General features: G+C 67.1%; 21 protein-coding genes. 8 read left to right on the forward strand and 13 right to left on the reverse strand.

Features of this window, described 5'->3' with window-relative positions; translation table 11 throughout:
- Positions 1 to 9: 9 nt before the first annotated feature.
- From RZV17_RS15890 to kdgD, 9 genes are all read right to left on the reverse strand, one after another.
- Positions 10 to 948: a nucleoside hydrolase gene (locus tag RZV17_RS15890; RefSeq protein ID WP_228314874.1), complete on the reverse strand. Its 939-nt coding sequence runs from the start codon at positions 946 to 948 to the stop codon at positions 10 to 12.
- 135 nt (positions 949 to 1,083) lie between these two features.
- A complete protein-coding gene (gene recG, locus RZV17_RS15895; protein WP_355604867.1) occupies positions 1,084 to 3,228 on the reverse strand; it encodes an ATP-dependent DNA helicase RecG in 2,145 nt (714 codons plus the stop codon).
- Between the two features lie 30 nt (positions 3,229 to 3,258).
- Positions 3,259 to 3,639, reverse strand: a complete 381-nt coding sequence (locus RZV17_RS15900; RefSeq protein WP_022972872.1) for a RidA family protein — start codon at positions 3,637 to 3,639, stop codon at positions 3,259 to 3,261.
- A gap of 349 nt (positions 3,640 to 3,988) precedes the next feature.
- Positions 3,989 to 5,530 carry a galactarate dehydratase gene (garD, locus tag RZV17_RS15905; RefSeq protein WP_355604871.1) on the reverse strand — a complete coding sequence of 514 codons (1,542 nt, stop codon included), beginning with the start codon at positions 5,528 to 5,530 and terminating at the stop codon, positions 3,989 to 3,991.
- Between the two features lie 35 nt (positions 5,531 to 5,565).
- Positions 5,566 to 6,837, reverse strand: a complete 1,272-nt coding sequence (locus RZV17_RS15910; RefSeq protein WP_355604874.1) for an OprD family porin — start codon at positions 6,835 to 6,837, stop codon at positions 5,566 to 5,568.
- 76 nt (positions 6,838 to 6,913) lie between these two features.
- Complete coding sequence (gene gudD, locus RZV17_RS15915) at positions 6,914 to 8,269, reverse strand: glucarate dehydratase (protein WP_355604876.1); 1,356 nt, start codon at positions 8,267 to 8,269, stop codon at positions 6,914 to 6,916.
- A gap of 19 nt (positions 8,270 to 8,288) precedes the next feature.
- Positions 8,289 to 9,668 (reverse strand): MFS transporter, encoded by a 1,380-nt coding sequence (locus RZV17_RS15920; protein WP_039409887.1) that lies wholly within the window; start codon positions 9,666 to 9,668, stop codon positions 8,289 to 8,291.
- Between the two features lie 116 nt (positions 9,669 to 9,784).
- Positions 9,785 to 11,365, reverse strand: a complete 1,581-nt coding sequence (locus tag RZV17_RS15925; RefSeq protein WP_355604880.1) for an aldehyde dehydrogenase (NADP(+)) — start codon at positions 11,363 to 11,365, stop codon at positions 9,785 to 9,787.
- On the reverse strand, positions 11,365 to 12,282 hold the full coding sequence (gene kdgD / locus RZV17_RS15930; protein ID WP_104580720.1) for a 5-dehydro-4-deoxyglucarate dehydratase: 918 nt from the start codon (positions 12,280 to 12,282) through the stop codon (positions 11,365 to 11,367). Before kdgD ends, RZV17_RS15925 begins: the two co-directional genes overlap by 1 nt.
- A 296-nt stretch (positions 12,283 to 12,578) precedes the next feature.
- Here kdgD and RZV17_RS15935 point away from each other — a divergent pair, with 296 nt between their 5' ends.
- Positions 12,579 to 13,448 carry a LysR family transcriptional regulator gene (locus tag RZV17_RS15935; RefSeq protein WP_355604883.1) on the forward strand — a complete coding sequence of 290 codons (870 nt, stop codon included), beginning with the start codon at positions 12,579 to 12,581 and terminating at the stop codon, positions 13,446 to 13,448.
- 163 nt (positions 13,449 to 13,611) lie between these two features.
- Here RZV17_RS15935 and RZV17_RS15940 read toward each other — a convergent pair whose 3' ends face one another.
- The 4 genes from RZV17_RS15940 to RZV17_RS15955 form a co-directional block, all read right to left on the reverse strand.
- Positions 13,612 to 15,783, reverse strand: coding sequence for a bifunctional (p)ppGpp synthetase/guanosine-3',5'-bis(diphosphate) 3'-pyrophosphohydrolase (locus tag RZV17_RS15940; RefSeq protein WP_104580719.1), 2,172 nt, complete (start codon positions 15,781 to 15,783; stop codon positions 13,612 to 13,614).
- 128 nt (positions 15,784 to 15,911) lie between these two features.
- Positions 15,912 to 16,211 carry a DNA-directed RNA polymerase subunit omega gene (gene rpoZ, locus RZV17_RS15945; RefSeq protein WP_002812428.1) on the reverse strand — a complete coding sequence of 100 codons (300 nt, stop codon included), beginning with the start codon at positions 16,209 to 16,211 and terminating at the stop codon, positions 15,912 to 15,914.
- Positions 16,212 to 16,497: 286 nt separating this feature from the next.
- Positions 16,498 to 17,109, reverse strand: coding sequence for a guanylate kinase (gene gmk / locus RZV17_RS15950; RefSeq protein WP_355604886.1), 612 nt, complete (start codon positions 17,107 to 17,109; stop codon positions 16,498 to 16,500).
- A gap of 145 nt (positions 17,110 to 17,254) precedes the next feature.
- A complete protein-coding gene (locus tag RZV17_RS15955; protein WP_104580718.1) occupies positions 17,255 to 18,115 on the reverse strand; it encodes a YicC/YloC family endoribonuclease in 861 nt (286 codons plus the stop codon).
- A gap of 109 nt (positions 18,116 to 18,224) precedes the next feature.
- Here RZV17_RS15955 and rph point away from each other — a divergent pair, with 109 nt between their 5' ends.
- The 7 genes from rph to pepQ all read left to right on the forward strand — a co-directional run bounded on the left by rph (position 18,225) and on the right by pepQ (position 25,433).
- A complete protein-coding gene (rph, locus tag RZV17_RS15960) occupies positions 18,225 to 18,950 on the forward strand; it encodes a ribonuclease PH (RefSeq protein WP_005996762.1) in 726 nt (241 codons plus the stop codon).
- The gene (locus RZV17_RS15965; protein ID WP_016903569.1) at positions 18,947 to 19,339 is read left to right on the forward strand and encodes a VOC family protein; all 393 of its coding nucleotides are present in this window, start codon (positions 18,947 to 18,949) and stop codon (positions 19,337 to 19,339) included. Before rph ends, RZV17_RS15965 begins: the two co-directional genes overlap by 4 nt.
- Positions 19,336 to 19,935, forward strand: coding sequence for an RdgB/HAM1 family non-canonical purine NTP pyrophosphatase (rdgB, locus tag RZV17_RS15970; protein ID WP_039410409.1), 600 nt, complete (start codon positions 19,336 to 19,338; stop codon positions 19,933 to 19,935). The genes RZV17_RS15965 and rdgB overlap by 4 nt, the downstream gene beginning before the upstream one ends.
- Before the next feature lie 16 nt (positions 19,936 to 19,951).
- Positions 19,952 to 21,109: a radical SAM family heme chaperone HemW gene (hemW, locus tag RZV17_RS15975; protein ID WP_355604892.1), complete on the forward strand. Its 1,158-nt coding sequence runs from the start codon at positions 19,952 to 19,954 to the stop codon at positions 21,107 to 21,109.
- A 181-nt stretch (positions 21,110 to 21,290) separates the two neighbouring features.
- Positions 21,291 to 23,702, forward strand: coding sequence for a DUF1631 domain-containing protein (locus RZV17_RS15980; protein WP_355604894.1), 2,412 nt, complete (start codon positions 21,291 to 21,293; stop codon positions 23,700 to 23,702).
- Positions 23,699 to 24,046 carry a PilZ domain-containing protein gene (locus tag RZV17_RS15985; RefSeq protein ID WP_047696865.1) on the forward strand — a complete coding sequence of 116 codons (348 nt, stop codon included), beginning with the start codon at positions 23,699 to 23,701 and terminating at the stop codon, positions 24,044 to 24,046. The genes RZV17_RS15980 and RZV17_RS15985 overlap by 4 nt, the downstream gene beginning before the upstream one ends.
- 61 nt (positions 24,047 to 24,107) lie before the next feature.
- Positions 24,108 to 25,433: a Xaa-Pro dipeptidase gene (gene pepQ / locus RZV17_RS15990; protein WP_355604897.1), complete on the forward strand. Its 1,326-nt coding sequence runs from the start codon at positions 24,108 to 24,110 to the stop codon at positions 25,431 to 25,433.
- The last annotated feature ends 5 nt before the right edge of the window (positions 25,434 to 25,438 follow it).

A 25,438-nucleotide genomic window follows, 5' to 3' on the forward strand; every position in this document is an offset into this window, starting at 1 on the left:
AAGGCGGGCCTAACTGGCGGCCAGGGCGGCTCCGACCAGGCCGTAGAACTGCTGAAGGTCATAGGCCAGCAGCAGGTTGGCGTTGTCGGGCGCCCCACCCTGGCGGTTCCAGTCCACCAGGGTCATGCCGCGGGTATGCGTGCCGGACAGCTCGATGTGCACCGGGCGCTGCTCCAGCTTCTGCGCGCCTTCCGGATGCAGGGCGAACGCCATGGCCAGCGCATCGGCCGCATACCAGTACTCGCCGCGACTGTCTTCGGACCACAGCCGGGTCTTGCGCGAGATTTCCTCGTAGAAGCGGGCGCGGGGGGTATCGGCGGCCAGCCACTGCTCCACGTCCCGGTGAAGCAGGCCGTGCGCGATGGTGGCCTCCCAGTCGGCGACGTCGAACTGCGGGAAGCCGCGGAACACGATGTGCGCCGCCTCGGGGTCGAAGCCGATGTTGAACTCGGCCGCCGCGGTGATGTTGCCGTGCCCGGTCAGCGCTCCCCCCATCACCACCAGCCGTGCCACGCGCTGCGGCAGGGTCGGGTCCAGGGTGAGCGCCAGCGCAAGGTTGGTCAGCGGGCCAAGCGCGACCAGCAGCAGCTCGCCGGCGTGTTCGTGCGACAGGCGCAGGATGGCGAGCGCCGCATGCTCGGCCTCGGCAGTGCGCTTGGCCGGTGCCAGACCCACGTCGCCGAAGCCATCGATGCCGTGCACGTGCGCCGCATCCACCGAGGGGTGCAGCAGCGGCTGCGGGCAGCCGGCGTAGACCGGCACATCGGTGCGCCCGGCGATCTCGCAGACCTTCAAGGCGTTGCGCACGGTGTGATCCAGGCCGACGTTACCGGCGGCGATGGTCAGCCCGACCACCTCGTGGCGGGTGTCGTTGAAGGCCATCAGCAGCGCCAGCGCGTCATCCACGCCCGGGTCGGTGTCGATCAGCAGCGGTATCTTGTCAGTCATGGGATTCGGGATTGGGCATTCGGGATTCGTTACCGCATCTTCGCAAGGATCGGCCGGCCACGCGAATCAACGACGCCCAGGTCGCAGCAATCCGCTTTGACGATTCCCTAATCCCGATTCCCGATTCCCCGCCGCTCACGCGGCCGCATACCGTACCGCGCCACCGATCCAGCGCGCGACGACGCGGTCGGCGATTTCCGGCGCGTCGGCGAGCAGCCGTTCGGCCAGCACCTGCACGCGCGGTAGCAAGCCGGCGTCACGTGCGAGGTCGGCGATGCGGAAACTGGCTAGGCCGGTCTGCCGTGTGCCCAGCAGTTCGCCGGGGCCGCGCAACTCTAGGTCCTTTTCCGCGATCACGAAGCCGTCGTTGGTCTGGCGCATGGTTTCCAGACGCTGGCGCGCCATCATCGACAACGGGCCCTGGTACAGCAGCACGCAACTGGAAGCGGCCGCGCCGCGCCCGACCCGGCCGCGCAGCTGGTGCAACTGCGCCAGACCCAGGCGCTCGGCATTTTCGATGATCATCAGCGAGGCATTGGGCACGTCCACGCCGACTTCGATCACGGTGGTGGCAACCAGCAGATCGCTGCGGCCCTGCTTGAAATCGAGCATGGCCTTTTGCTTTTCGGCCGGCTTCATGCGGCCATGCACGAGTGCGACGCGCACGCCGGGCAGTTGCGCCGACAAGGCCTCGAAGGTGACCTCTGCGGCCTGCGCTTCGATGCGTGGCGGCCCGTTTGGCGCACCCTTGCCGGGGTCTTCGCTTTCTTCGATCAGTGTGCACACCCAGTACGCCTGCCGTCCTTCGGCGCAGGCGGCGCGGATGCGTTCGACCAACTCGGGGCGGCGTTCTGCGCTCAGCACGATGGTCTGCACCGGCGTGCGGCCGGGCGGTAGTTCGTCGATGGACGAGACGTCCAGATCGGCGTAGGTCGACATCGCCAGCGTGCGCGGGATCGGCGTGGCGGTCATCACTAGCTGATGCGGCACGCTGCCGGCGCCTGCACCCTTGTCGCGCAATGCCAGGCGCTGGTGCACGCCGAAGCGGTGCTGCTCATCGATGATGGCCAACGCCAGGTCATGGAAGACCACCGCCTCCTGCATCAGTGCGTGCGTGCCCACCACCACCTGCGCCTGGCCGGAGGCGACCTCGGCCATCGCCGCAGCGCGCGCCTTGCCGGTGACCTTGCCGGCCAGCCAGACGATGCGCACGCCCAACGGCTCCAGCCAGCCGCGCAGATTGGTGAGATGCTGCTCGGCCAGCAGTTCGGTGGGCGCGGCGAGTGCGACCTGTTTGCCCTGCTCCACCGCCAGCATCGCCGCCAGTGCAGCAACCACGGTCTTGCCGCTGCCGACATCGCCCTGCACCAGTCGCAGCATCGGCGATGGCTGCGCAAGGTCGTGCGCGATCTGTGCGAACACGCGTTGTTGCGCGCCGGTGAGCTGGAACGGCAACACGCTGCGCAATTGCTGCACCAACGTGCCATTGCCGGGCAACACCGGCGCATGAAACCGCTGCAGCGCGATGCGCTGGCGACGCAGGCTGAGCTGGTGTGCCAGCAGTTCTTCGATGGCCAGGCGTTGCTGGGCGGGGTGACCGCCGGCAAGCAACTGCTGCGGGTCGGTATTCACCGGCGGGCGATGCATGGTCAGCAATGCCTCGCGCAGCGATGGCAGTTGCTCGTCCTGCAGCCAGTGCGGCGGCAGCAATTCCAGCGCCGCTTCCGGCGGCAGACGCTCCAGCGCCTGGCCGATGAGCTTGCGCAACGTGGCCGGGCCGACACCTTCGAGCACCGGATAGACCGGGTCCAGGCTGTCGCCCAGGCCGGCATCCTCGCCCGGGGCGAGCACGCGATAACCGGGGTGCACGATTTCCCAGCCCTGCTGGCCGGGCTTGGGGGTGCCGAACACGCGCACGCGCGTGCCAACGGCAAACTGCGCCACCTGTGCGGCGCGGAAATGGAAGAAGCGCAGGACCACGCTGCCGTGCGAGTCGTCCGAGACCGCCACGCGCAGCACCGGGCGGAAGCGGAAGCCGCGTTCCACCGCATCGACCCGCCCTTCGATCTGCGCCGGCACGCCGCTCTGCAGCTGCGCGATCGTGGTCAGGCGGGTGCGGTCTTCATAGCGTAGCGGCAGATGCAGCCACAGGTCCTGCACGCTCAGGATGCCGCGCGCGGCAAATTTCTCGGCCACTTTCGGGCCGACCCCGGGCAGGCTGGCGAGCGAGGCCTGGCCGGCGACGGCCAGGGCCGGAGTAGCGGGACGCGCGCGCGGCACGACGGATCGAATCGGCTCAGTTGCGCACGATCACTCGAGCACCATCACCGCATCGACTTCGAAGCCGGCGCCCTTGGGCAGGCCGGACACTTCGATTGTGGAACGCGCGGGGAACGGGGCCTGGAAATAGTCCTGCATCACCGCATTGACGGCGGCGAACTGGCCGAGGTCGGTGAGGTACAGGCCCAGGCGCACGATCTTGTCGAGCGAGCCGCCGGCCGCTTCGGCCACCGCCTTGAGGTTGTCGAACGCGCGACGTGCCTGCGCACCGATATCGCCCGGCACGATCTCGCCGGTGGCCGGGTCCAGCGGAATCTGGCCGGAGAAATACACGGTGTTGCCGGCACGTACGGCCTGCGAATACGGGCCGATGGCGGCGGGCGCCTGGTCGGTATGGATGATCTGGGACATGGCGACTCCGTCAACGCTGAAAACGAACGCGCATTGTATCGGCGCATGCGGTTGACGGGCGAATGGGGGAATGAGGGATGGCTGCGCGCGGGCGGTAGCTGGCGGACTAGCGGCGCGTTGCTCGGTGGACTGGGCGTCTTGCCGTGGTATTGGTTGCGGCTGGCTTTCGCTCGCGCGCGCCACGGCTTCAGTGAGGCTGTGGGTGTGCGCTGCTGGACGCCTGTGACGTAGTGCGTGAGGCTGCGCCCGTACCCTCATCCGCCCCTTCGGGGCACCTTTTCCCCCATGAAGGGGGACAATGTCCCGATGGGAGAAGGGAGGCGCGCCTTCTCCCGTGAGAGGGCCAGGACTAGGTAATCGGCGCCGGATTGAACAGCGCCAGGTCGTTGTGCAGGCGGTGGTGCTCGGTCCAGGTGCGCTGGCCGCTGGCCACATCCAGATAGCGCTGGAACAACTCCCAGCCCAGCTGTTCCAGCGTCTTGGTGCCGGTGGCGACGCCGCCGGCATCGATGTCCATCAGGTCGGACCAGCGTTGCGCCAGTTCGCTGCGAGTGGCGACCTTGATCACCGGGACCATGCCCAGGCCGTAAGGCGTGCCGCGCCCGGTGGTGAATACATGCAGGTTCATGCCGGCCGCCACCTGCAGCGTGCCGCAGACAAAGTCGCTGGCCGGGGTGGCGCAGTACTGCAGGCCGCGCCCTTTGACGCGCTCGCCCGGCGGCACCACGCCATTGATCGGGGAGGAGCCGGACTTGGCGATCGAGCCCATCGCCTTTTCCACGATGTTGGCCAGCCCGCCTTTCTTGTTGCCCGGTGTCGTGTTGGCGCTACGGTCGGCCTGGCCGCGCGCCAGATAGCCGTCGTACCAGGCCATTTCGCGCACCAGCGCCTTGGCCACATCGGCATTGGCCGCGCGCGGCACCAGCAGGTGGATGCCGTCGCGCACTTCGGTGTTTTCGGAGAACATCACCGTGGCGCCGGCCCGCACCAGCAGGTCGGCGGCCACGCCCAGACCCGGGTTGGCGGTGACGCCGGAAAACGCATCGCTGCCGCCGCACTGCATGCCTACCACCAGCTCGCTGGCCGGCACGGTTTCGCGGCGGCGGGTATCCAGATGGCGCAGCCGTTCTTCGGCCATGGTCATGATCGAGCTAACCATGTCGGCAAAGCCCAGGCTGGCTTCCTGCAGCCGGTAGACGCCGCTGTCGTCGGCGCTGGCATCGTCCGGGAGCAGGCGTTCGGGGGCGAGCTTTTCGCAGCCAAGCCCAACGATCAGCGCCTGCCCACCGAAGTTGGGGCTGCGCGCGATATTGCGCAGCGTGCGGATGGGAATGATCGCCTCCGGTGCGGTGATCGCCACGCCGCAGCCGTAGACGTGATTGATCGCCACCACATCATCGACATTGGGATACCTGGGCAGCAGCTCGGTACGAATGCGCTCCACCGCGTGACCGAGCACGCCGACCACGCATTGCACGCTGGTCATGATGCCCAGGATGTTGCGCGTGCCCACGCTGCCGTCGCGGTTGCGGTAGCCCTGGAAGGTGTAGCCGTGAAGCGGCTCAGGCTCCGGCGCGGGGTGCAGCGCCAGATCCAGTGCGGCCAGCTCTGGGGCCTCGGGCATCGCCAGCAGCTGCTCGCTGACCCACGCGCCGCGCGCGATGTCGGCGTTGGCGGTACCGATCACCGCGCCCAGGCGGATCACCGCCGCACCTGCGGGCAGGTCCACCAGCGCGATCTTGTGGCCTTGCGGAATGTGCTCGATGGCGGTCAAGCCATCGGCGAAGGTGGCACCGGCCGGCGCGCCGTCATCGTTGACGACGATGGCGACATTGTCGCGCGCATGGGCGCGGATGCTGAGCCAACGGGTGGGTTGCGGGGTTGCGGACATCGTGGGGCTACCTTGCAAACGTGGGGTGGACTGCATTACCGGTCGGGGCTGTCGAACTGGCGCTGGTACTGCAGGATCAGGCGGTTTTCATCGACATTGCGCTGGTAATTGGAGCGGAAGGTGCCGTTGAACCAGATGACGCTCACATGCTTGAAACGCTCGCCCTGGAATTGATACGTGGTCAACACATCGCGCGCCCATTCGCGGCCTTCGCCCGCATAGGTTGCCGGGCGTGCACTGTCGCCGCTGATATAGCGCGCCATGATGCTGAGCCCGGGGATGCCGATGCTCTTGCCATCGATGCTGTAGCGCAGCTGCCAGCTGCGTTCGCCGCGTTCGAGAAAGTCGTTGATGAAGGTCCAGTTGAAGACATTGCCGTCAGTGCCGCCCGGCCACGGCATGGCGCTGGGGCCGCTCAGTTTTTGATAGCCGGCACCGATTTCGTGCCCACCCGTGCGCCAGGACAGCATGCTGCTAAACATGCGGTTGTCGATCAGGCCGGCACGTGACTGGCCGATGTCGTCGGTGCGGAAGTAGCGCAGGTCGAGACGTAGTTGGTCCTTGCCGAACGTGTGCGTCTGGATCAGGTTGTAGAGCTGCTGGCGGTAGATGTCTTCCATCACCGCGCCCTGATAGCGCAGCTGCGTTCCGGGCACCAGCGTGTAGGTCGCCGATACCAGGTTGAGCGCATCCGAATCCGGCGTGCCCAGAAAGCGCCGGTTCTTGTTGGTCAAGGTGATCGGCACGCGCGAGTCCCCATCGCGGTACCAGGCGCTGGTGAAGCGGGCAAGCAGCAGGTCGAGCTTGGGGATGTCCTTGGATTCCAGCGTCACGCCCTGAAACGTCTCCGGCATGATGCGGGTGATGCTGGCGCGTACCAGCGGCTCGTTGGGAATGAAGCTGCCCCATTTCAACTCGGTCTGCGAGGCGCGCAGCTTGAGCGTGGGTGCCACGCGCACCAACGCATGTTGCGCGGTCCCGTCGTCGTTGTTGGGCAGCAGCCCGGTGCCGCCTTCGGCACGCACGCCATCGAGCTTGAAGTCGCCGATGCCGAGCAGATCCAGCCCGGCACCGATCGGGCCGCGCGTGTAACCGCTCTTGGCATCCACCACGAAGCCCTGTGCCCATTCGGCGCGCTTGCCCTGCCCCTCGCCGCTGCGGAAATCGCGGTTGTAGTAGAAGTTGAGCGCGGTGACCTCGGCCGTTGCGCCGTTCCAGAATCCCGCGTCCGGTTCCTGCGCCCGCGCACGGCCGCCCGCACCGACCGCCAGCAGCGCCGCGCCGCTGAGTGCCATCATGCTTTTCATTGCTCGGTTCTCCACCTGCGGTGACCACGCGGTCAGGCGCTGCTGCCCAGGCGCGGGCAGCAGGCGTCGGCACGCTTCAGCGCACCAGGCACGGCCGCTTGTTGTCGAAGGTCCAGTTGGGAATCAGCGCCTGCATGGCGGCCGCGTCATCGCGCGCGCCCAGGCCCAGGCTTTGATAGGTGCGATGCGCCGCGTCCAGTGCATCCAGGTCCAGTTCCACACCCAGGCCGGGCTTGGCCGGCACCTGGATCTGGCCGCCTGCAATCTGCAACGGGTTGCGCGTCAACCGTTGGCCGTCCTGCCAGATCCAGTGCGTATCGATCGCCGTCACCTGCCCCGGCGCTGCGGCCGCCACGTGGGTGAACATCGCCAGCGAAATATCGAAATGGTTGTTGGAATGCGAGCCCCAGGTCAGGCCCCAGTCGCGGCACAGTTGCGCCACCCGCACCGAGCCCTGCAGCGTCCAGAAATGCGGATCTGCCAGCGGGATGTCCACCGACTGCAGCTGGATGGCGTGCCCCATCTGCCGCCAGTCGGTGGCGATCATGTTGGTGGCGGTGGGCAGGCCGGTGGCGCGGCGGAATTCGGCCATGACTTCGCGCCCGGAATAGCCCTGCTCGGCCCCGCACGGGTCCTCCGCATACGCCATGACCCCGTGCATGTCGCGGCACAGCGCGATGGCCTGCTGCAACGACCATGCGCCGTTGGGATCGAGCGTGATGCGCGCCTGCGGAAAGCGCGTATGCAGGGCGTGGATGGCCTCGATTTCGTCTTCCCCGCGCAGCACGCCGCCCTTGAGCTTGAAATCGCGGAAGCCGTATTTTTCATATGCGGCTTCCGCCAGCCGCACCACCGCTGCCGGGGTCAAGGCTTCCTGGTCGCGCACCGCTTCCCAGGCATCGCTTGCATCGCTGCCGTCGCGGTAATCGAGCCCGGTCTTGCGGCGGTCGCCGATGAAAAACAGGTAGCCCAATACGTCCACCGCATCACGCTGCTGGCCTTCGCCGAGCAGCGCAGCGACCGGTTGATCCAGGAATTGCCCCAGCAGATCCAGCAAGGCCGCTTCGATTGCGGTCACTGCGTGGATGGTGATGCGCAGGTCGAAGGTCTGCAGCCCACGCCCGGCACTGTCGCGGTCGGCGAAGGCGGTGCGTACCTGATTGAGGATGCGCTGATACTCGGCGATGGAGCGGCCACGCACGAGTGCGGCCGCTTCGTTCAACAACCCGGCAATGGCAGCGCCGCCAGGCACCTCGCCCACGCCGGTGCGCCCGGACGAATCGCGCAGCACCAGCACGTTGCGGGTGAAGTACGGCGCATGCGCGCCACTGAGATTGAGCAGCATGCTGTCCTGCCCGGCGACCGGCACCACGCGCACGTCGGTGATGCGCGGCGTGGTGCCGATGGCTGCAGGTGATGTGTGGATGGTCATGAGGATTCTCCGAGGATGGTCACAGCGGTGCGGGCACGGGCATGGACGGGCCGCCGGGAGGCGCCTTCAGTTCCACGCGCTTGATGTCGCCCACGATCACCAGATAGGACACCACCGCCAGCAATGCGTTGAGCCCGACGAACACCAGGGCCCACTCGAAGCTGCCGGTGGTGGAGACGATGTAGCCAATGACGATTGGCGTGGTGATGCCGGCGATGTTGCCGAAGGTGTTGAACAGGCCACCGGACAAGCCGGCGATCTCCTTGGGCGAGGTGTCGGCCACCACCGCCCAGCCCAGCGCGCCAATCCCCTTGCCGAAGAACGCCAGCGCCATCAGCCCGACCACCATCCATTCGGCCTGCACGTAGTTGCAGCCGATCATCGTCACCGACATCAGCATGCCGATCACGATCGGCGTCTTGCGCGAGACGGTGAGCGAATAGCCGCGCCGCACCATGCGGTCGGACACATAGCCGCCCAGCACGCCACCGATGAAGCCGCACACCGCCGGCAGCGAGGCCACGAAGCCCGCTTCCAGGATCGACATGCCGCGCTCCTTGACCAGGTACACCGGGAACCAGGTCAGGAAGAAATACGTCAGCGTGGTGATGCAGTACTGGCCGATATACACGCCCAGCAACATGCGGTTGCACAGCAGTTGCTTGGCGTAATGCCACTGGGTGCCTTTGGGCTGAGTGCCGGGCTTGTTGCCCTGCTCCATGTCCACCAGTGCGCCGTTGCGCTGGATGTAGTGCAGCTCCTGTGCGCTCAGGCGCGGATGTTCGCGCGGTGCGTAGATGGTCTTGCGCCATAGCGCTGCCAGCAACACACCCACGCCGCCCATCACCAGGAACACGTGCTCCCAACCCCAGGCATGCACCAGCCAGCCCATCAGCGGCGCAAATGCCACCGTGGCGAAGTACTGCGCGGAATTGAAGATGGACGCGGCCAGGCCGCGCTCGGCAGTGGGAAACCAGGCCGCCACGATGCGGCTATTGCCCGGGAACGACGGCGCTTCGGCAATGCCGACCAAAAATCGCAGCACGAACAACGTGGTGACCGCCCAGGCCACCGGCACCCAGCCGATGAAGCCCTGCAACGCCGTGAATACCGACCAGATCAGCAGCGACAGGCCATACACGCGGCGCGAGCCGAAGCGGTCGAGCAGCCAGCCACCGGGAATCTGCCCGGCCACATACGCCCAACCGAACGCAGAGAAGATGAAGCCCATCTGCAGCGCGTCGATGCCCAGCGCATCCTGGACCGCGGAACCGGCGATGGACAAGGTGGCGCGATCGGCATAGTTGATCGTGGTCACCACGAACAACATCAGCAGGATCAAATAGCGCCTGCGCGGAACTGTCGTCGAACCGACGGTCGTTGAATCGGTAGCCATCATCGTTCCTCACCTATGACGATGGAAGCGCAGTGCGCTTCGGTACTCCAAATGGCGCCTGCAGCTGGCATGCCGGACCCTCCTCCGGCACGCCTCAGGCATGGTTGCCGCCGGTGCTGTCAGTCGTGCCCCAGTGCGCCGTCGACGCGTCGCCACACGCCGAGCGGATTGCCGTGCGCCACGGCAGCAGGCAGCAATGCGGCGGGCAGGTCCTGGTAGCAGACCGGCCGCAGGAAGCGATTGATCGCCAGCGTGCCCACCGAGGTGCTACGGCTGTCGGAGGTGGCCGGGGACGGGCCACCGTGCACCATGGCGTGACAGACCTCCACGCCGGTCGGCCAATCGTTGACCAGGATGCGGCCGGCCTTGCGCTCCAGCACCGGCAGCAGCGTGGCAGCCAGCGCGGTGTCGTCGGCATCCATGTGCAAGGTGGCGGTGAGCTGGCCTTCCAGGTGCTCGCTCAGCGCGCGCAGCTGATCGATATCCCTGCAGCGGACCAGCAACGACGAGGCACCGAACACTTCGGCTTGCAGTGCCTCGTCGGCCAGAAATGCATCGGCATCGGTGCCGAACAACGCAGCCGGGCAGCGCCCGGATTCCGCCGCAGCGCCGCGCGCCAGCGTGGCGACCTGTGGATGTGCCGCCAGGCGTTGGACGCCTTGCGCAAAGGCATCGCCGATGCCTGCGGTCAGCATCGCCGCCGGCGAGACGTCCTGCAGCGCCTGTGTCGCAGACGCGATAAAGGCATCCACCGCCGGAGAATCGACGGCCAGCAGCAAGCCGGGATTGGTGCAGAACTGCCCGGCCCCCAGGGTCAGCGAACCGACGAAGGCCTTGCCCAGGGTCTGCGCGCGCGCCTGTAATGCCTGCGGCAACAGGTACACCGGGTTGATCGCACTCATTTCCGCGTACACCGGAATCGGCTCGCGGCGGGCGGCAGCGATCTTGACCAGCGCCAGGCCGCCAGCGCGCGAGCCGGTGAAGCCCACCGCCTTGATGCGTGCATCGGCCACCAGCTGCGTACCGATCTCGATGCCTGCGTCGAACAGCAGCGAGAACACACCCTCGGGCAGGTCGCATTGCGCCACGGCCGCCTGGATCGCGCGGCCCATCAGTTCGGAGGTGCCCGGATGCGCGCCATGCGCCTTGACCACCACCGGACATCCGGCCGCCAGCGCCGACACCGTATCGCCGCCAGCCACCGAAAACGCCAGCGGGAAATTGCTAGCACCGAACACTGCTACCGGCCCCAGCGCGATATGCCGCTGGCGCAGATCCGCACGCGGCAACGGCGTGCGCTGCGGCAATGCCGGGTCGATGCGCGCCTGCAACCAGCTGCCTTCGCGCACCACGGTGGCGAACAGGCGCAGCTGCCCGACCGTGCGACCGCGCTCGCCTTCGAGCCGGGCGCGCGGCAGCCCGCTTTCGCGCATGGCGCGGTCGATCAAGGCATCGCCCAGCGCCAGGATCTGCTCGGCAATAGTTTCCAGAAAGACCGCGCGTGCTTCCAGCGTGGTTTCGCGGTAAGTGTCGAAGGCCGACTGCGCCAACGCGCAAGCCTGCTCCAGCTCCTGCGCGCTCACCGAGCCAAAAGCCGGCTGCAGCGATTCGCCGCTGGCCGCATCCACGCCATGAAAGTGTGCGCCGGTGCCTTGCACGCAGCGCCGCCCGATCAGCGATTGACCTGTGATGGCATGCATCAGCGGCGCCCTCCGATCAGTTGCTTGAGCTGCGCGGATTCTTCATCGGTCAGGTCCGCCAGCGGCGTGCGCACCGGCCCGGCCGGGCGGCCGACCGCGCGCATGCCGGCCTTGACAATGGACACCGCATAGCCGGCGCGGCGATTGCGCAGCACCGTGTACGGCAACACGAAGTCGTTGAGCTCGCGGTAGATGGTGGCGTGGTCGCGCGCGCGCACGGCAGCGTAGAAGTCCAACGCCCATTCGGGGAGGAAATTGAAGATGGCCGACGAATACGTGGTGACGCCCATTTCCAGATACGGCAGCGCGAAGGTTTCGGCGGTGGGCAGGCCGCCCACGTACAGCAAGCGGTCGCCCAGGCGCGCGTAGATGCGGGTCATGCGGTCCACATCGCCGATGCCGTCCTTGTAGCCCACCAGGTTGGGGCAACGCTCGGCCACGCGCGCCAGCGTCACATCGTCGAGCCGGGCGTTGGCGCGGCCGTAGACGATCACGCCCAGCGAGGTCGCCTTGCACACGCGCTCGACATGCTCGGCCACGCCGTCGGCATCGCACTCGGTCAGGTACGGCGGAAACAGCAGGATGCCGTCGGCGTCGTTGCGTTCGGCGGCCTGCGCCATCTCGATCGCGATCGAAGTGCCGTAGCCGGCCGGCGCAATCACCGGCATGCGCCCGGCGGTCTGGGTCACGGCGGCACGCACCGCGCGGTTCACTTCGTCCAGCGTCAGCGAAAACAGCTCGCCAGTGCCGCCGGCGGCGAACAGGCCGGCAGCCGGATGCGAGGACAGCCAGTCCAGGTTGCTGCGGTAGGCCGGCTCGTCGAAGGCCAACTCGGCATCGAAATGGGTGACCGGAAACGACAGCAACCCGGCGCCAAGCGCCTGGGCCATTTCGGTCGGTGTGTATCTGCTGCTCATTGGGCAAACGCTCCTGGGCGGGGGATGCGATTGATCCTGGGACGGCAGATCGTTGCCGGTCCAAACCAAAGGACGTATTGTTTGATACATCAATTGAATCAATCGCATCACCAGCCGCTGCAATGAACCGCAAATGACTGCTTTGCAACGGTTTTCTTGAGCCTTTGTAATTACCAATGGTTGCGCCCGTCAGCCACTCCACGCCTGCCCATGCGCCCATTCATCGGCACTGGCGATGCGCAGATGTTGCGGGTGCAGCATCCAATTCCAGCACTTCGCCAGCCAAGACCTTCGCCATGTTCGATCTGCAGCAACTGCGTTGCTTTGTGGCCGTCGCCGACGAGCTGCACTTTCGGCGCGCGGCCGAGCGCCTGAACATGACCCAGCCGCCGCTGAGCCGGCAGATCCAGCTGCTGGAGCACAGCGTTGGCACCGCGCTGCTGGAGCGCAATAGCCGGCATGTGCGACTGACCCAGGCCGGGCGCAGCCTGCTGGCCGAAGCGCGCGCGATCCTGCGCATGGCCGAAAACGCCGGCCTGCGTGCACGGCGGATCGGCACCGGCGATGCCGGCAGCGTATCGGTGGGCTTTACCGCCGGCGCCAGCTACCGCTTCCTGCCCGAGGCGATTGCACGCTGGCGCAGCGAAGCGCCGGATGTGGACCTGCAGCTCAAGGAAATGGTCAGCCTGCCGCAGCTGGATGCGCTGGACGCCGGCCGGCTGGATATCGGCCTGCTGCGTCCGCCGATCCAGCGCCAGGGCCTGCACAGCCGCTGCGTGGCCCGCGAACCGCTGATCGCCGCGCTGCCGGAAGACTCGCCGCTGGCGCAACACGACAGCCTGCGCCTGCAGGATTTCGACGGCCAGCCACTGGTCAATTACGCGCCAGACGAAGCGCGCTATTTCTACGACCTGCTGGCGCAGCTGTTCGGCGCACGCGGCATCGCACCGTGCTCGGTGCAGTACGTCAGCCAGATCCATTCGGTGTTGGCGCTGGTGCGCGGCGGCATGGGCATGGCCTTGGTACCGGAAGGCGCCAGCGGCCTGCGCTACGCCGGCATCGTCTACCTGCCGCTGCGCGATGAAACGCCGGCCACGCCGGTGGAATTGCATCTGGTGTGGAAGCAGGACAACGACAACCCGGCGCTGCACCGGTTGATTGCCTGAGCACAACGAATAAAGCGCATGTTCACCGGCAGCAACGTCGAGCGGCAAACAAAACGACGGCGCTCACCGGCAGGCGAGCGCGGGCGATACCCTCCGCCACATCTGCCACGCATGCACGGCAGTTGCTGACTACCGTCCGCGATTAACTGACGACGGCCAGCTCTTACTGCCGCCCCACGCTCTGCACCACATGCAGGCGGCGCAGCCGGCGCATCACTTCGGCCAGATGGCGGCGGTCGCGCACCTGAATATTGAAACGCAGCACGGCCGCATTGAAGTCGCGGTCCAGGTAATCCACGCGTTCGATATTGGACTGGCTCTGCGCAATGGCCGCGGCCAATTGCGCCAGCACGCCGGTGCGGTTTTCCACTTCCACCACCAGCGCGGTGTCGTAGTCCCCGGTCACGCTGGAATCCCAGTCGATCGGCACCCAGCGCTCGGGCGACTTGCGCAGCTCGGCCAGGTTCGGGCAATCCAGCCGGTGCACCACGATGCCCTTGCCGGCGGTGTGGTAGCCCATGATCTCGTCGCCAGGAATCGGCTGGCAACAGTTGGCGAAGCTGATCACGCCGCGTTCGCTGCCGTCGATCAGGATCTTTTCGTGCGAATGCTTGGAGTGGCCGCCACCACGCAACTCCGCGTAAGCCATCAACGCCTGCGCGGCCTGGGTCGGCATCCAGTTGCCCAGCGCCACATCGGCCAGCAAGGCTTCCAGGCGTGGGTAGCGATGCTCGTTGAGGAAGGCGTCCAGGCGGCCCTTGGGCAGCCGCTCCAGCGAAGAGTCCATCGCCTCCAGCGCACGATCGAGCATGCGGTGGCCCAGCTGCACGGCATCTTCGTGCTCGAGCTGCTTGAGCTGGTGGCGGATGGCGGTGCGCGCCTTGCTGCTGACCACAAATTCCAGCCACTGCGGCTTGGGCGTGGCTGAGCGCGCGGTGATGATTTCCACTGCCTGCCCGCTGACCAGCTTGGTGCGCAGCGGTACCAGCTTCTTGTCCACGCGCGAAGCCACCGCGCGGTTGCCCACGTCGGTATGCACCGCGTAGGCGAAATCCAGTGCAGTGGAATTGCGCGGCAACGCCAGGATCTTGCCCTTGGGCGTGAACAGATAGACCTCGTCCGGGAACAGGTCCACCTTGACGTTGTCCAGGAACTCCAGCGACGAGCCGGCGGCGCGCTGCGAATCGATCAGCTCCACGATCCAGTCGTGCGCGCGGCTCTGCGCGCTATTGGGCGAAGCCGAGCCGACCTTGTAGGTCCAATGCGCGGCCACGCCGCGTTCGGCGATCAGGTCCATCTCTTCGGTGCGGATCTGCACTTCGATCGGCGAGCCGTAGGGGCCGAACAGCACCGTGTGCAGCGACTGGTAGCCGTTGGCCTTGGGGATCGCGATGAAATCGCGGAAGCGCCCGTCCAGCGGCTTGAAGGTGGCATGCACCGCGCCGAGGGCGTGGTAACAGTCGGCCACCGAGCGCACCACCAGACGGAAGCCGAACACGTCCATCACCTGGTCGAAGGACTTGTTCTCTTCGTGCATCTTGGAATAGATGCTCCAGGGCGTCTTGATGCGGCTGACCAGCCGATGTTCCAGCCCTTCCTTGGCCAGGCGCTGCGACAGCTGCACTTCCACCTGCGCCATCGATTCGCGCCGCACCACCGGCTGGCTGCGGATGTGCTTTTCGATGATGGCGTGGCGCCATGGGTACAACGCGCGGAAGCCCAGGTTCTGCAGCTCGGACTTGATCAGGCTCATGCCCAGGCGCTGGGCGATGGGTGCGTAGATCTCCAGCGTCTCGCGTGCGATACGGCCACGCGCTTCGGTGCTCTGCGCGCCGAGCGTGCGCATGTTGTGCAGGCGGTCGGCCAGCTTGATCATGATCACGCGCAGGTCGCGCGACATCGCCAGCAGCATCTTGCGGAAACTTTCCGCCGCCGCTTCCTGGCGGTCGCGAAACTTGAGCTTGTCCAGCTTGGTGACGCCATCGACCAGCTCGGCCACCGCTTCGCCGAATTCGGACGCCAGCTCCTCGCGGGTCAGCGGCGTGTCTTCGATGGTGTCGTGCAGGATCGCGGCGATCAGCGATTCCATGTCCAGGCCCAGCTCGGCCAGCACGCCGGCCACGGCCACCGGATGGGTGATGTAGGGCTCGCCCGATTTACGGGTCTGGCCGGCATGCGCGGTGGCGCCAACCTCCCAGGCACGGCGCAGGATCGGCAGCTGCTCCCTGGGCAGGTAGCTGGCGGCGCGTTCGAAGTGCAGGACGTAGTCGGGAATGGCCTGGTCGGAAGACGGAGACGTCACGACGGTCGCCTGGGCAGTGGGGCCTGGGTTCATGGCGGAAGACTATGCCAGCGGCGCAGTGACGGCAAACGTTTGCACACGCCGGCGTACTGCCGGAGCCCCAAACGAAAACAGCCCGCGTGGATGCGGGCTGTTCGAATCGATCACCGTGACGCGGGCAATCAATCGTCGTTCTTGGACATGTCTTCGTCGGCGACCACTTCGGCGGCGGCCCATTCCAGTGCTTCGCGCTCGGCACGCTCGCGCTCGGCTTTCTCGACTTCGTCGATCAGCGCGTTGTCGATCCGGCGTGCGGCGATCTCGCGCAGTGCCATCACGGTGGGCTTGTCGCTGGCGTCGGCGTTTTCGATCAGCGGCTGTACGCCGTTGGCGAGCTGACGGGCGCGCTTGGAGGCCATCATGACCAGCTCGAAACGGTTGTTCACGACTTCCAGGCAATCTTCTACGGTAATGCGGGCCATGCGGGCTCCCGGCGACCAGCAACGGCCGCGCATCGAATGAGGGAAAGGGGGCGGAGTGTACGCCTGTGCGGTCGAGCGGGCAACCGATGGCCGTTCAGTTTCCTTTGGAATCAGCGACTTGGACCCGTGCACCAGGCCAAGAAATCCTTGCCGGTGCGCAGACCCGGCCCCCTGCCCACCCGCTGAGTGCGTCCACTGCGCCCGAATGAGCCGCCGGCGCCTTGCCGGATGGCCGGATCAGTGCCCGCCACGCCACCCACGCTGCGGGCGACGTTCACGCATGCGCTCAGTCCAGCAAGGCCTGGATCAGCCCGGCATGCCGCTGCTGCTGCGCCTGCCGGCGCAAGCGGCTGGCGGTGAAGATGGCGCACATCTCCGACACGGCGGTGTCGAAGGTCTCGTTGATGATCACGTAGTCGAACTCTTCGAAATGCAGCATCTCCTCGCGCGCGGCAGCCAGACGCTGTGCCATCACGTCCTCACTGTCCTGCCCGCGCTTGCGCATGCGCTCGTCCAGCGCCTGGCGCGACGGCGGCAGGATGAACACGCTCACCGCATCGGGCACCTTCTGGCGCACCTGGCGCGCGCCCTGCCAGTCGATCTCCAGCAACACGTCGTGCCCGGCGGCCAGCTGCGGCTCCACCGACTGCCGCGCAGTGCCCTTCCAGTCGCCATGCACCAGCGCGTACTCGAAAAAGTCGCCCGCCTCGATCATGCCCTGGAACTCGTCGGCGGAGACGAAATGGTAGTGCTCGGCATGCCGCTCGCCCGGCCGCGGCGAGCGCGAGGTGAACGAGATCGACAGGGCGATCTTGGGATCACGCGCCAAGGTGGCGTTGACGATGCTGCTCTTGCCGGCGCCCGAGGGGGCCGCAACGATATAGAGGGTGCCGCGCATAGGATCAGGGATTCGGGATTGGGGAGTCGGGATTCGCGAACGGACTGCGGACCGGTACCACCGGGGTCGACATGCTACCGGGATTGGCCGCAGCCCGCAGACATAGGGAACCGGCAACTGCCCCATCCCGAATCCCGCATCCCGGCTACTCGATGTTCTGCACCTGCTCGCGGATCTGGTCGATCAACACCTTCAGATCCACGGCGGCGTTGGAGGTGCGGCTGTCTACCGACTTGGAGCCCAGCGTGTTGGCTTCGCGGTTGAACTCCTGCAGCAGGAAGTCCAGGCGGCGGCCAACCGGCTCGCGCTGCTTGAGCACGCGACGGATCTCGGCGATGTGGCTGGACAGGCGGTCGAGCTCCTCGTCCACGTCCAGCTTCTGCAGCCACAGCACCAGCTCCTGCTCGGTGCGGCCCGGGTCCACCGGATGCGGCAGATCGGCCAGGCGTGCGGCCAGCTTGACGCGCTGCCCTTCGCGAATTGCCGGAATCAGCGTGCGCACCTCGGCGGCGATACGTTCGATCGCATCCACCCGCTCGCTGATCGCCGCGGCCAGCTTGCTGCCCTCACGCTCGCGCGCAGCAACAAAGCTGTCGACCACCTCGTCCAGCAAGGCCAGCGCCTGCGCCTGCAGCGCGGGCGCATCCACGTCCTGCACCTGCAGCACGCCGGGCAACTGCAGCAGGTCGGTAAAGCCCACCTGCAGCTTGGGGAAGACGCCATCCAGCCGCGCGGCAAGCGCGCCCAGTTCCTGCAGCAGTGCTTCGTTGACGGCCAGAGTCTGTGCGTTTTCCGGCGCGCGCAGGCGCAGCGTCAGGTCCAGCTTGCCGCGGCTGTTCTTGGCAGCCACGCGCTCGCGCAGCAGCGGCTCCAGCGCACGCAATTCTTCCGGCAGGCGCGTGCCCACTTCCAGAAAGCGGTGGTTGACCGAGCGCAGCTCGCAACCGAGCGTGCCCCAGGGCGTGATGCGTTCGCCGCCAGCAAACGCGGTCATGCTTCGGATCATCGTGAATTCCGTACCGTCAAAGCGCGAATGGTACCCTAGCCGCCCTTGCCGGCTGCCTGCACGCCGCGCACTGACGCCAGACCCACCTCCCGACTTCCGGACTCATCGCATGACCTTTTCCCGTCCCAGCGGCCGCACGGCCGACCAGCTGCGCCCGGTGCGCATCGAACGCGCCTTCACCCGCCATGCCGAAGGCTCGGTGCTGGTGAGCTTCGGCGACACCCGCGTGCTGTGCACCGCCAGCGTGGAAAACCGCGTGCCGGGCTTCCTGCGCGGCAAGGGCGAAGGCTGGGTCACCGCCGAATACGGCATGTTGCCGCGCTCCACCCACACCCGTTCCGACCGCGAAGCCGCCCGTGGCAAGCAGGGCGGGCGCACGCTGGAAATCCAGCGACTGATCGGCCGCGCACTGCGCGCCTGCGTGGACCGCAACGCGCTGGGCGAGCGCACCATCACCCTGGACTGCGACGTGCTGCAGGCCGATGGCGGCACCCGCACCGCGGCCATCACCGGCGCCTACGTGGCGCTGGCCGATGCGGTGAACCTGCTGCTCAAGCGCGGCGACATCAAGAAGCACCCGTTGATCGGCGCGGTGGCGGCGGTGTCGGTCGGCATCTATCGTGGTGAACCGGTACTGGACCTGGATTACCCCGAAGACAGCGACTGCGACACCGACATGAATGTGGTGATGAACGATGGCGGCGGCTTCATCGAGCTGCAGGGCACGGCCGAAGGCCATGCCTTCCGTCGCGACGAACTCAACGCGCTGCTTGCCCTGGCAGAAAAGGGCATGGGCGAGCTGTTCGCGCTGCAACGCGCCGCACTGGCCGGATGAGCCGTCGCATCGCCCTGACCACCTTGTTGGTTGCCGACTACGATGCGGCGATTGCCTGGTACACCGGCGCGCTGGGCTTCCAGGTGCTGGAAGATCGCGCACTGGGAGATGGCAAGCGATGGGTGGTGATCGGCCCGGGCAGCGCGCAAGACGCCGGCCTGCTGCTGGCGCAACCGGCCGACGCTGCGCAACGTGCGCGCATCGGCGATCAGACCGGTGGGCGCGTGGATCATTTTCTCTACACCGACGACTTCTGGCGCGACCATGCAGCCATGCAGGCCTTCGGCGTGGAATTCCTGGAAACCCCGCGCGAGGAGCCATACGGCACGGTCGTGGTGTTCCGCGATCTGTACGGCACCAAGTGGGATCTGCTGGAGCCCAAGCAATGAAGCAACTGGTATTGGCCAGCGGCAACGCCGGCAAGCTGGAAGAACTGCGCGCCATGCTGGCGGCACTGCCGCTGCGCATCGTCGCGCAGGGCGAGCTGGGCGTGGAAGACGTGCCGGAAACCGGCCTGACCTTCGTGGAGAACGCGCTGATCAAGGCACGCCATGCCAGCGCGGTCACCGGCCTGCCGGCACTGGCCGACGACTCCGGCCTGATCGTCGATGCGCTGGGCGGTGCGCCCGGTTTGTACAGCGCGCGCTACGCCGGCAGCCCCACCGATGCGCAGGCCAACAACGCCAAGTTGCTCGATGCCATGCGCGACGTGCCCGCCGAACGCCGCAGTGCGCGCTTTTACGCGGTGATCGTCCTGTTGCGTCACCCGGAAGATCCGCAGCCGCTGATCGCCGAAGGCAGCTGGGAGGGCGTGATCACCACGCAACCGCGTGGCGATGGCGGCTTCGGCTACAACCCGGTGTTTCTGGATCCGGTGCATGGCCTGACCGCGGCGGAAATGGACAGCGACATGAAAAACCGCCTGAGCCACCGCGCAGTGGCACTGGCAACGCTGCAGCACAAGCTGCACGCGCTCACGCTGTAACCGACGACCGCACGCAGTGCCCACCCTGATCCCTCCCCCGCTCTCGCTCTACGTGCACCTGCCCTGGTGCGTGCGCAAATGCCCGTACTGCGATTTCAACTCGCATGCGGCCAAGGGCGTGCTGCCGTTCGAGGAATACGTAGATGCACTGATCCGCGACCTGGATGCAGACCTGCCGCTGGTGTGGGGCCGTGTGGTGCATTCGGTGTTCTTCGGCGGTGGCACGCCCAGCCTGTTTCCGCCGCAGGCGATCGACCGATTCCTGCAGGCGGCTGCAGCACGGCTGCGCTTTGCACCGAATCTTGAAATCACCCTGGAAACCAATCCGGGCACCGCCGAGCATGGCCGCTTCGAACACTACCGCGCCGCCGGCGTGAACCGCCTGAGCTTCGGCGTGCAGAGCTTCGACGATGTGGCATTGCAGCGGCTCGGGCGCATCCACGATAGCGCCGAGGCCGAGCGTGCGATCAAGCTGGCGCAGGATGCCGGCTACGAGAATGTCAATATCGACCTGATGTACGCGCTGCCCGAGCAGACCCTGGCGCAGGCCGAGCGCGACCTTGAACGCGCCTTCGCGTTGCAGCCCACCCACATGTCGCATTACCAGCTCACGCTGGAGCCGAACACGGTGTTCTTCGCGCGGCCGCCCAAGGGCATCCCCGACGACGATGCGGCCTGGGATATCCAGGAACATTGCCAAGCGCTGCTTGCCGAGGCCGGCTATGCGCAGTACGAAGTCAGCGCCTATGCCAAACCGGGCCGGCAGTGCGCGCACAACCTCAATTACTGGCGGTTTGGCGACTACCTGGGTATCGGCGCAGGTGCGCACGGCAAGATCAGTTCCGGCGCCGAACAACACGTGCTGCGGCGCTGGAAGCACAAGCATCCGCAGAGCTACCTGGCCAGCGCCGGCACGCCCGCATCGGTCGGTGGCGACGAGGTCGTACCGCGCGAGCGGCTACCGTTCGAATACATGCTCAATCTGCTGCGGCTGCACGAAGGGTTTCGCCTGGGCGATTTCGAAGCGTGCACCGGCCTGGCCGCGTCGGCCATCGCCGCACCGGTCGCGCGTGCGGTGGCGCAGGGTTGGCTGGTCGAACAGGACGGGCGCGTGGTGCCCACCGAGCTGGGCCGCCGCTTCACCAACGACGTGGTCGAGCTGTTTTTGACCTGAGCACGCGCCCCCTGCAGCGCCGGCAACATTGCGGTGCGGCGACATGCGCCAGCGTGGGCTCGTGCCCCATCGAGGCGGCGCGGTCGGCACCGGGCTCCTGGCACCTCGCATCGCGATGATCGCTGCGCAGCCGGAAAACATGCTACATAGCTCACGCTTCGCACCGAGCCCATCTCCCCGGATGTCCACGCCCCTGTCCTCCCTGCAGCCCACGCTCAGCGGCCCGATCGCCGACGCGCCCGTTTCCGCGCGCGGCCGGCGCCTGCTTGGCATGTTGCATGCGCAGTGCGTGCAGGCGCTCGGCGGCCCGCTACGGCTGACCATCGTCGAGCTGGAACGCGCGCTGCTGCATCAGGCCGAGCACGCACGCAACAGCCAGATTCAGGCCGATATCTACGCGCAGATGCGCGGCCTGCGCGATCACATCGACCGCTTTCCGCAGCTGTTCCTGCAGCATCTGGCGCAGGACCTGGCGGCATTGCAGGAGCGCCCTGCGCTGATGCCGCCCGCCGATGCGTCCACGCCACCGCAGACGCTGACCTTGGTGGAAGACACCGACATCGATCGCGACATCGTGCTCAGCGACATCGCCCGCCGCGAGACCTCGCGGCGTGCCGATGCGCTGCAACTGCTGGCGCAACGTCTGGCGGTGATCGGCGCAGTGCCGGAATTCGAGCTCGACGCCCTGCCGCTCGGGCCCTATGCCCTGTGCAGGATCGTGCGTGAGTGCGGCCAGTGCCTGGGTCTCGGCCTGGATGGGCAGCTCGCGCTGTACAAGGTCTTCGAGCATCAGGTGATGGATCGCCTGGGCGATGTCTACGAGAGCGCCAATGCCACGCTCGCGCAGGAAGGCATCCTGCCCGGGCTGATCTATCACCCCTACCTGGTCAAGCCCACCCATGTGCAGACGCGCCGCACCGCGCCAGCGGGTGCGGCGACACCTGCAGGCAACGCCGCGGCAGGCACACACGGCAGCGCGCAGCGCCCCCCGCGGCCGGCCAACGGCTGGCACGGGCACGCCGCTCCGAACGCCTGGCAGAGTGCCCTGCTCGATCCGCAAGGCCTGCCCCCTGCAGCGTCGGGTGCTAGCAGCAGCATGCACGCGGCCTTGCCCGGGTTGAACGAGGCCGCACACGCACTTGGCGGCCTGATGTCCTCGGCACGCCACTGGCAGGCAGCCGGCACCGCTGGCGCGCACGGCACCACCGCCCCGGGCAGCTTGCTGCAGGCCGCCGCCCAGCCGGCTGCAGCGCCGGCAGCCAGCGCTGCGCCCTGCGTGCCCAAGGCCGCGCTGGGCAAGGCACTGGCCAGCCTGCAGGGTGCGCCGGGCGCACGCCCGGGTGCACTGTCGCCGGCACCCGGTATCGATGCGGTGCAACGCCAGGTGCTGGAGCTGCTGCGCGCCGAGCACGGCGCAGACGCCACGCTGTCGCCGCAGGACAACGACACCTTCGACCTGCTTGGCCTGCTTTACGCACAGATGCAGCGCGAAGTGCGCGATCACACACCTGCGCAGGCCCTGCTCGCCAGGCTGCAGGTGCCGGTGGTACGCGCAGCCCTGGCCGACACGCATTTCTTCGTGCGCGACCAGCACCCGGTGCGCGAGCTGCTCAACACCGTGGCCGAGTCCGGCGCGGTGTGGCTGGGCGAGGACGATGTGGACCCGCAGCTACTGCACAAGCTGGGCGCCGCGGTCGACACCATCGTCAACGATTACCAGGGCGACGAGGCGACCTTCGCCGCCGCCAACGACGACATCCAGGCGCATCTGCGCACCCTGGCGCGCAAGGCCGACGTGGCCGAACGCCGGCATGTGGATGCCGCGCGCGGCAAGGAACGGCTGGAAACTGCCAAACAGCAGGCGCAGGCGCGGATCGAGCAGGTGTGCGACGACAGCGCACCGCCACGGTTCGTGCAATCGCTGCTGCGCCAGGCCTGGTCCGACGTGCTCACGCTCACCCTGCTGCGGCAAGGCGAGCAGTCGCCGGAGTGGGACGAGCGCCTGGCGCTGACCACGCGCATCGCCGAGGTCACCTGCCGCAACAAGGGCGAGCCCACCGACATTGCGCTCGGCACCGATGTCGAAACCGCGCTGCTGCAGGTGGGCTATCACCACGACGAAGCGGCCGCGATTGCGCGCCGCCTGTCCACGCCCGGCGGCGACGATGCGCTTAGCTCGCGCACCGAACTGGCCGCCAAGCTCAAGGCGCGCGCGCGCCTGGGCGAGCAGGCCGACACTGCAGGGCACAAGCCCGCCGCCATACCGCGCACGCCGCCTGAAGATGCCTGCTACACGCAGCTGCGCAGCCTGCCGTTCGGGACCTGGTTCGAATTCGTGATCAACCAGCAAGGCGACCTGCGCCGGCAACGCCTGTCCTGGTACAGCCCGATGACCGGCCATGCATTGTTCGTCAATCAGCGCGGGCAAAAGATCGGCGAGCACTCGCTGGACGGGCTGGCGCGGCTGATGGCCGGCGGCCAGGCGCGCCTGCTGGTCGAAGAGAAATCCCGCCTGATCGACCGTGCCTGGCATGCCACCGTGCGTACGCTGCGCAGCCTGGCCGGCCACGCTCCCGCAGAGGCCTTGCCATGATCCAGGACACCCGCCGTGCGCCGCGCCGCCAACCAAACGACATGGTGCCGGTGATCGACATGCTCAGCGAAGCGCAGATCGGCCGGGTCGGCAATGTCTCGGAAACCGGCATGCTGCTGCTGGCCTCGGTTGCCCTGCACGACGACGCGCTGTACCAGCTGCGTTTCAGCCTGCCCGAACGCGTTGGCCGCGCCACCGAGATCGACGTCGGCGTGCACCTGCTGTGGTCGGAGCCGGCGCATGCGCCCGGGCAGGCCTGGGCCGGCTTCCGGTTCCTGAGCATGTCCGAGCCGCATCGCCAGCGCCTGCGCGCCTGGATCGCCGAAGAACACATGGTCGGCTGACGCAGCGCAGTGCGATTGCGGCAAACTTGCGCATTGCTTCGCATTGCCGATCGAGTCCCGCATGACCCAGCCCTCCCCGAGCCACCTGTATTCCGACCACCTGCGCACGCTGACCGCGCGTGCCGATCAGGCGCTGCAACGAGGCGGCTTCGATCATCTGGTGGTCCCCAGCGGCAGCACGCACTACCAGGTGTTCGACGACCGCGATTACCCGTATGCAGTCAACCCGCAGTTCAAGACCTGGGTGCCGCTGACGCGGGTGCCCGACAGCTGGCTGGTCTATACCCCGGGCCAGCGGCCGACGGTGATCTTCCACCAACCATTCGACTACTGGCACGTGGTGCCCGACGCGCCCAGCGGCTGGTGGGTGGAGCACTGCGACATCCATATCATCCGCACCCCGGAACAGGCGCTGGCGCTGCTGCCCAGGCAGGTCGAGCGCTGCGCCATCCTCGGCGAGGCGCGCAGCGCACTCGGCGCCTACGTGCCGAACAACCCGCAGCCGGTGCTCGACTACCTGGACTATCAGCGCGCCTTCAAGACCCCGTACGAGCTGGCGTTGATGCGCATCGCCCAGCAGCTGGCAATGCGCGGCCATCGTGCCGCCGAAGCGGCGTTTCGCGCCGGCCAGAGCGAATTCGGCATCCATATGGCCTACTGCGCGGCCGTGGGCCAGGATGCCAACACGCTGCCATACGGCAACATCATCGCGCTCAACGAGCATGGCGCAGTGCTGCATTACACCGAGCTCGGCCAGCAGCCACCGCAACCGCTGCGCAGTTTCCTGATCGATGCCGGCGCGTCGGCACATGGCTATGCCAGCGACATCACCCGCACCTACGCCGCCGATACCGGCAGCGAATTCCAGGCCCTGATCGATGCAGTCGACGCCGCGCAGCTCCGCATGGGCCAGGCCGTGCGCGCCGGCGTGGACTACAAGCAGCTGCACATCGATGCGCATCTGGCGTTGATGGGCATCCTCCAGCAGTTCGGCATCATCACCGTGTCGCCGGAGGCCGCGCTGGCCACCGGCGTCAGTGCCGCGTTCTTCCCGCATGGCCTGGGCCACCTGATCGGCCTGCAGGTACACGATGTGGCCGGCTTTGCCGCCAGCGACCGCGGCGGCCGCATCGAACGCCCGGCAGGCCATCCCTACCTGCGCCTGACCCGCGTGCTGGAACCAGGCATGGTGGTGACCATCGAGCCGGGTGTGTACTTCATCGACATGCTGCTGGACGAAGTGAAGAAGAACGGCCACGCCGCCAGCATCGACTGGCAGCGCGTGGAGCAGTTCAAACCGTATGGCGGCATTCGCATCGAAGATGAAGTGGTGTGCACCGACGACGCGCCGGAAAACCTGACCCGCGCGGTCTTCGCCGCCGCTTGAGCAGC

The sequence above is a fragment of the Xanthomonas cannabis genome (assembly GCF_040616535.1).
In the GTDB taxonomy this organism is placed as follows: Bacteria; Pseudomonadota; Gammaproteobacteria; order Xanthomonadales; family Xanthomonadaceae; genus Xanthomonas; species Xanthomonas cannabis.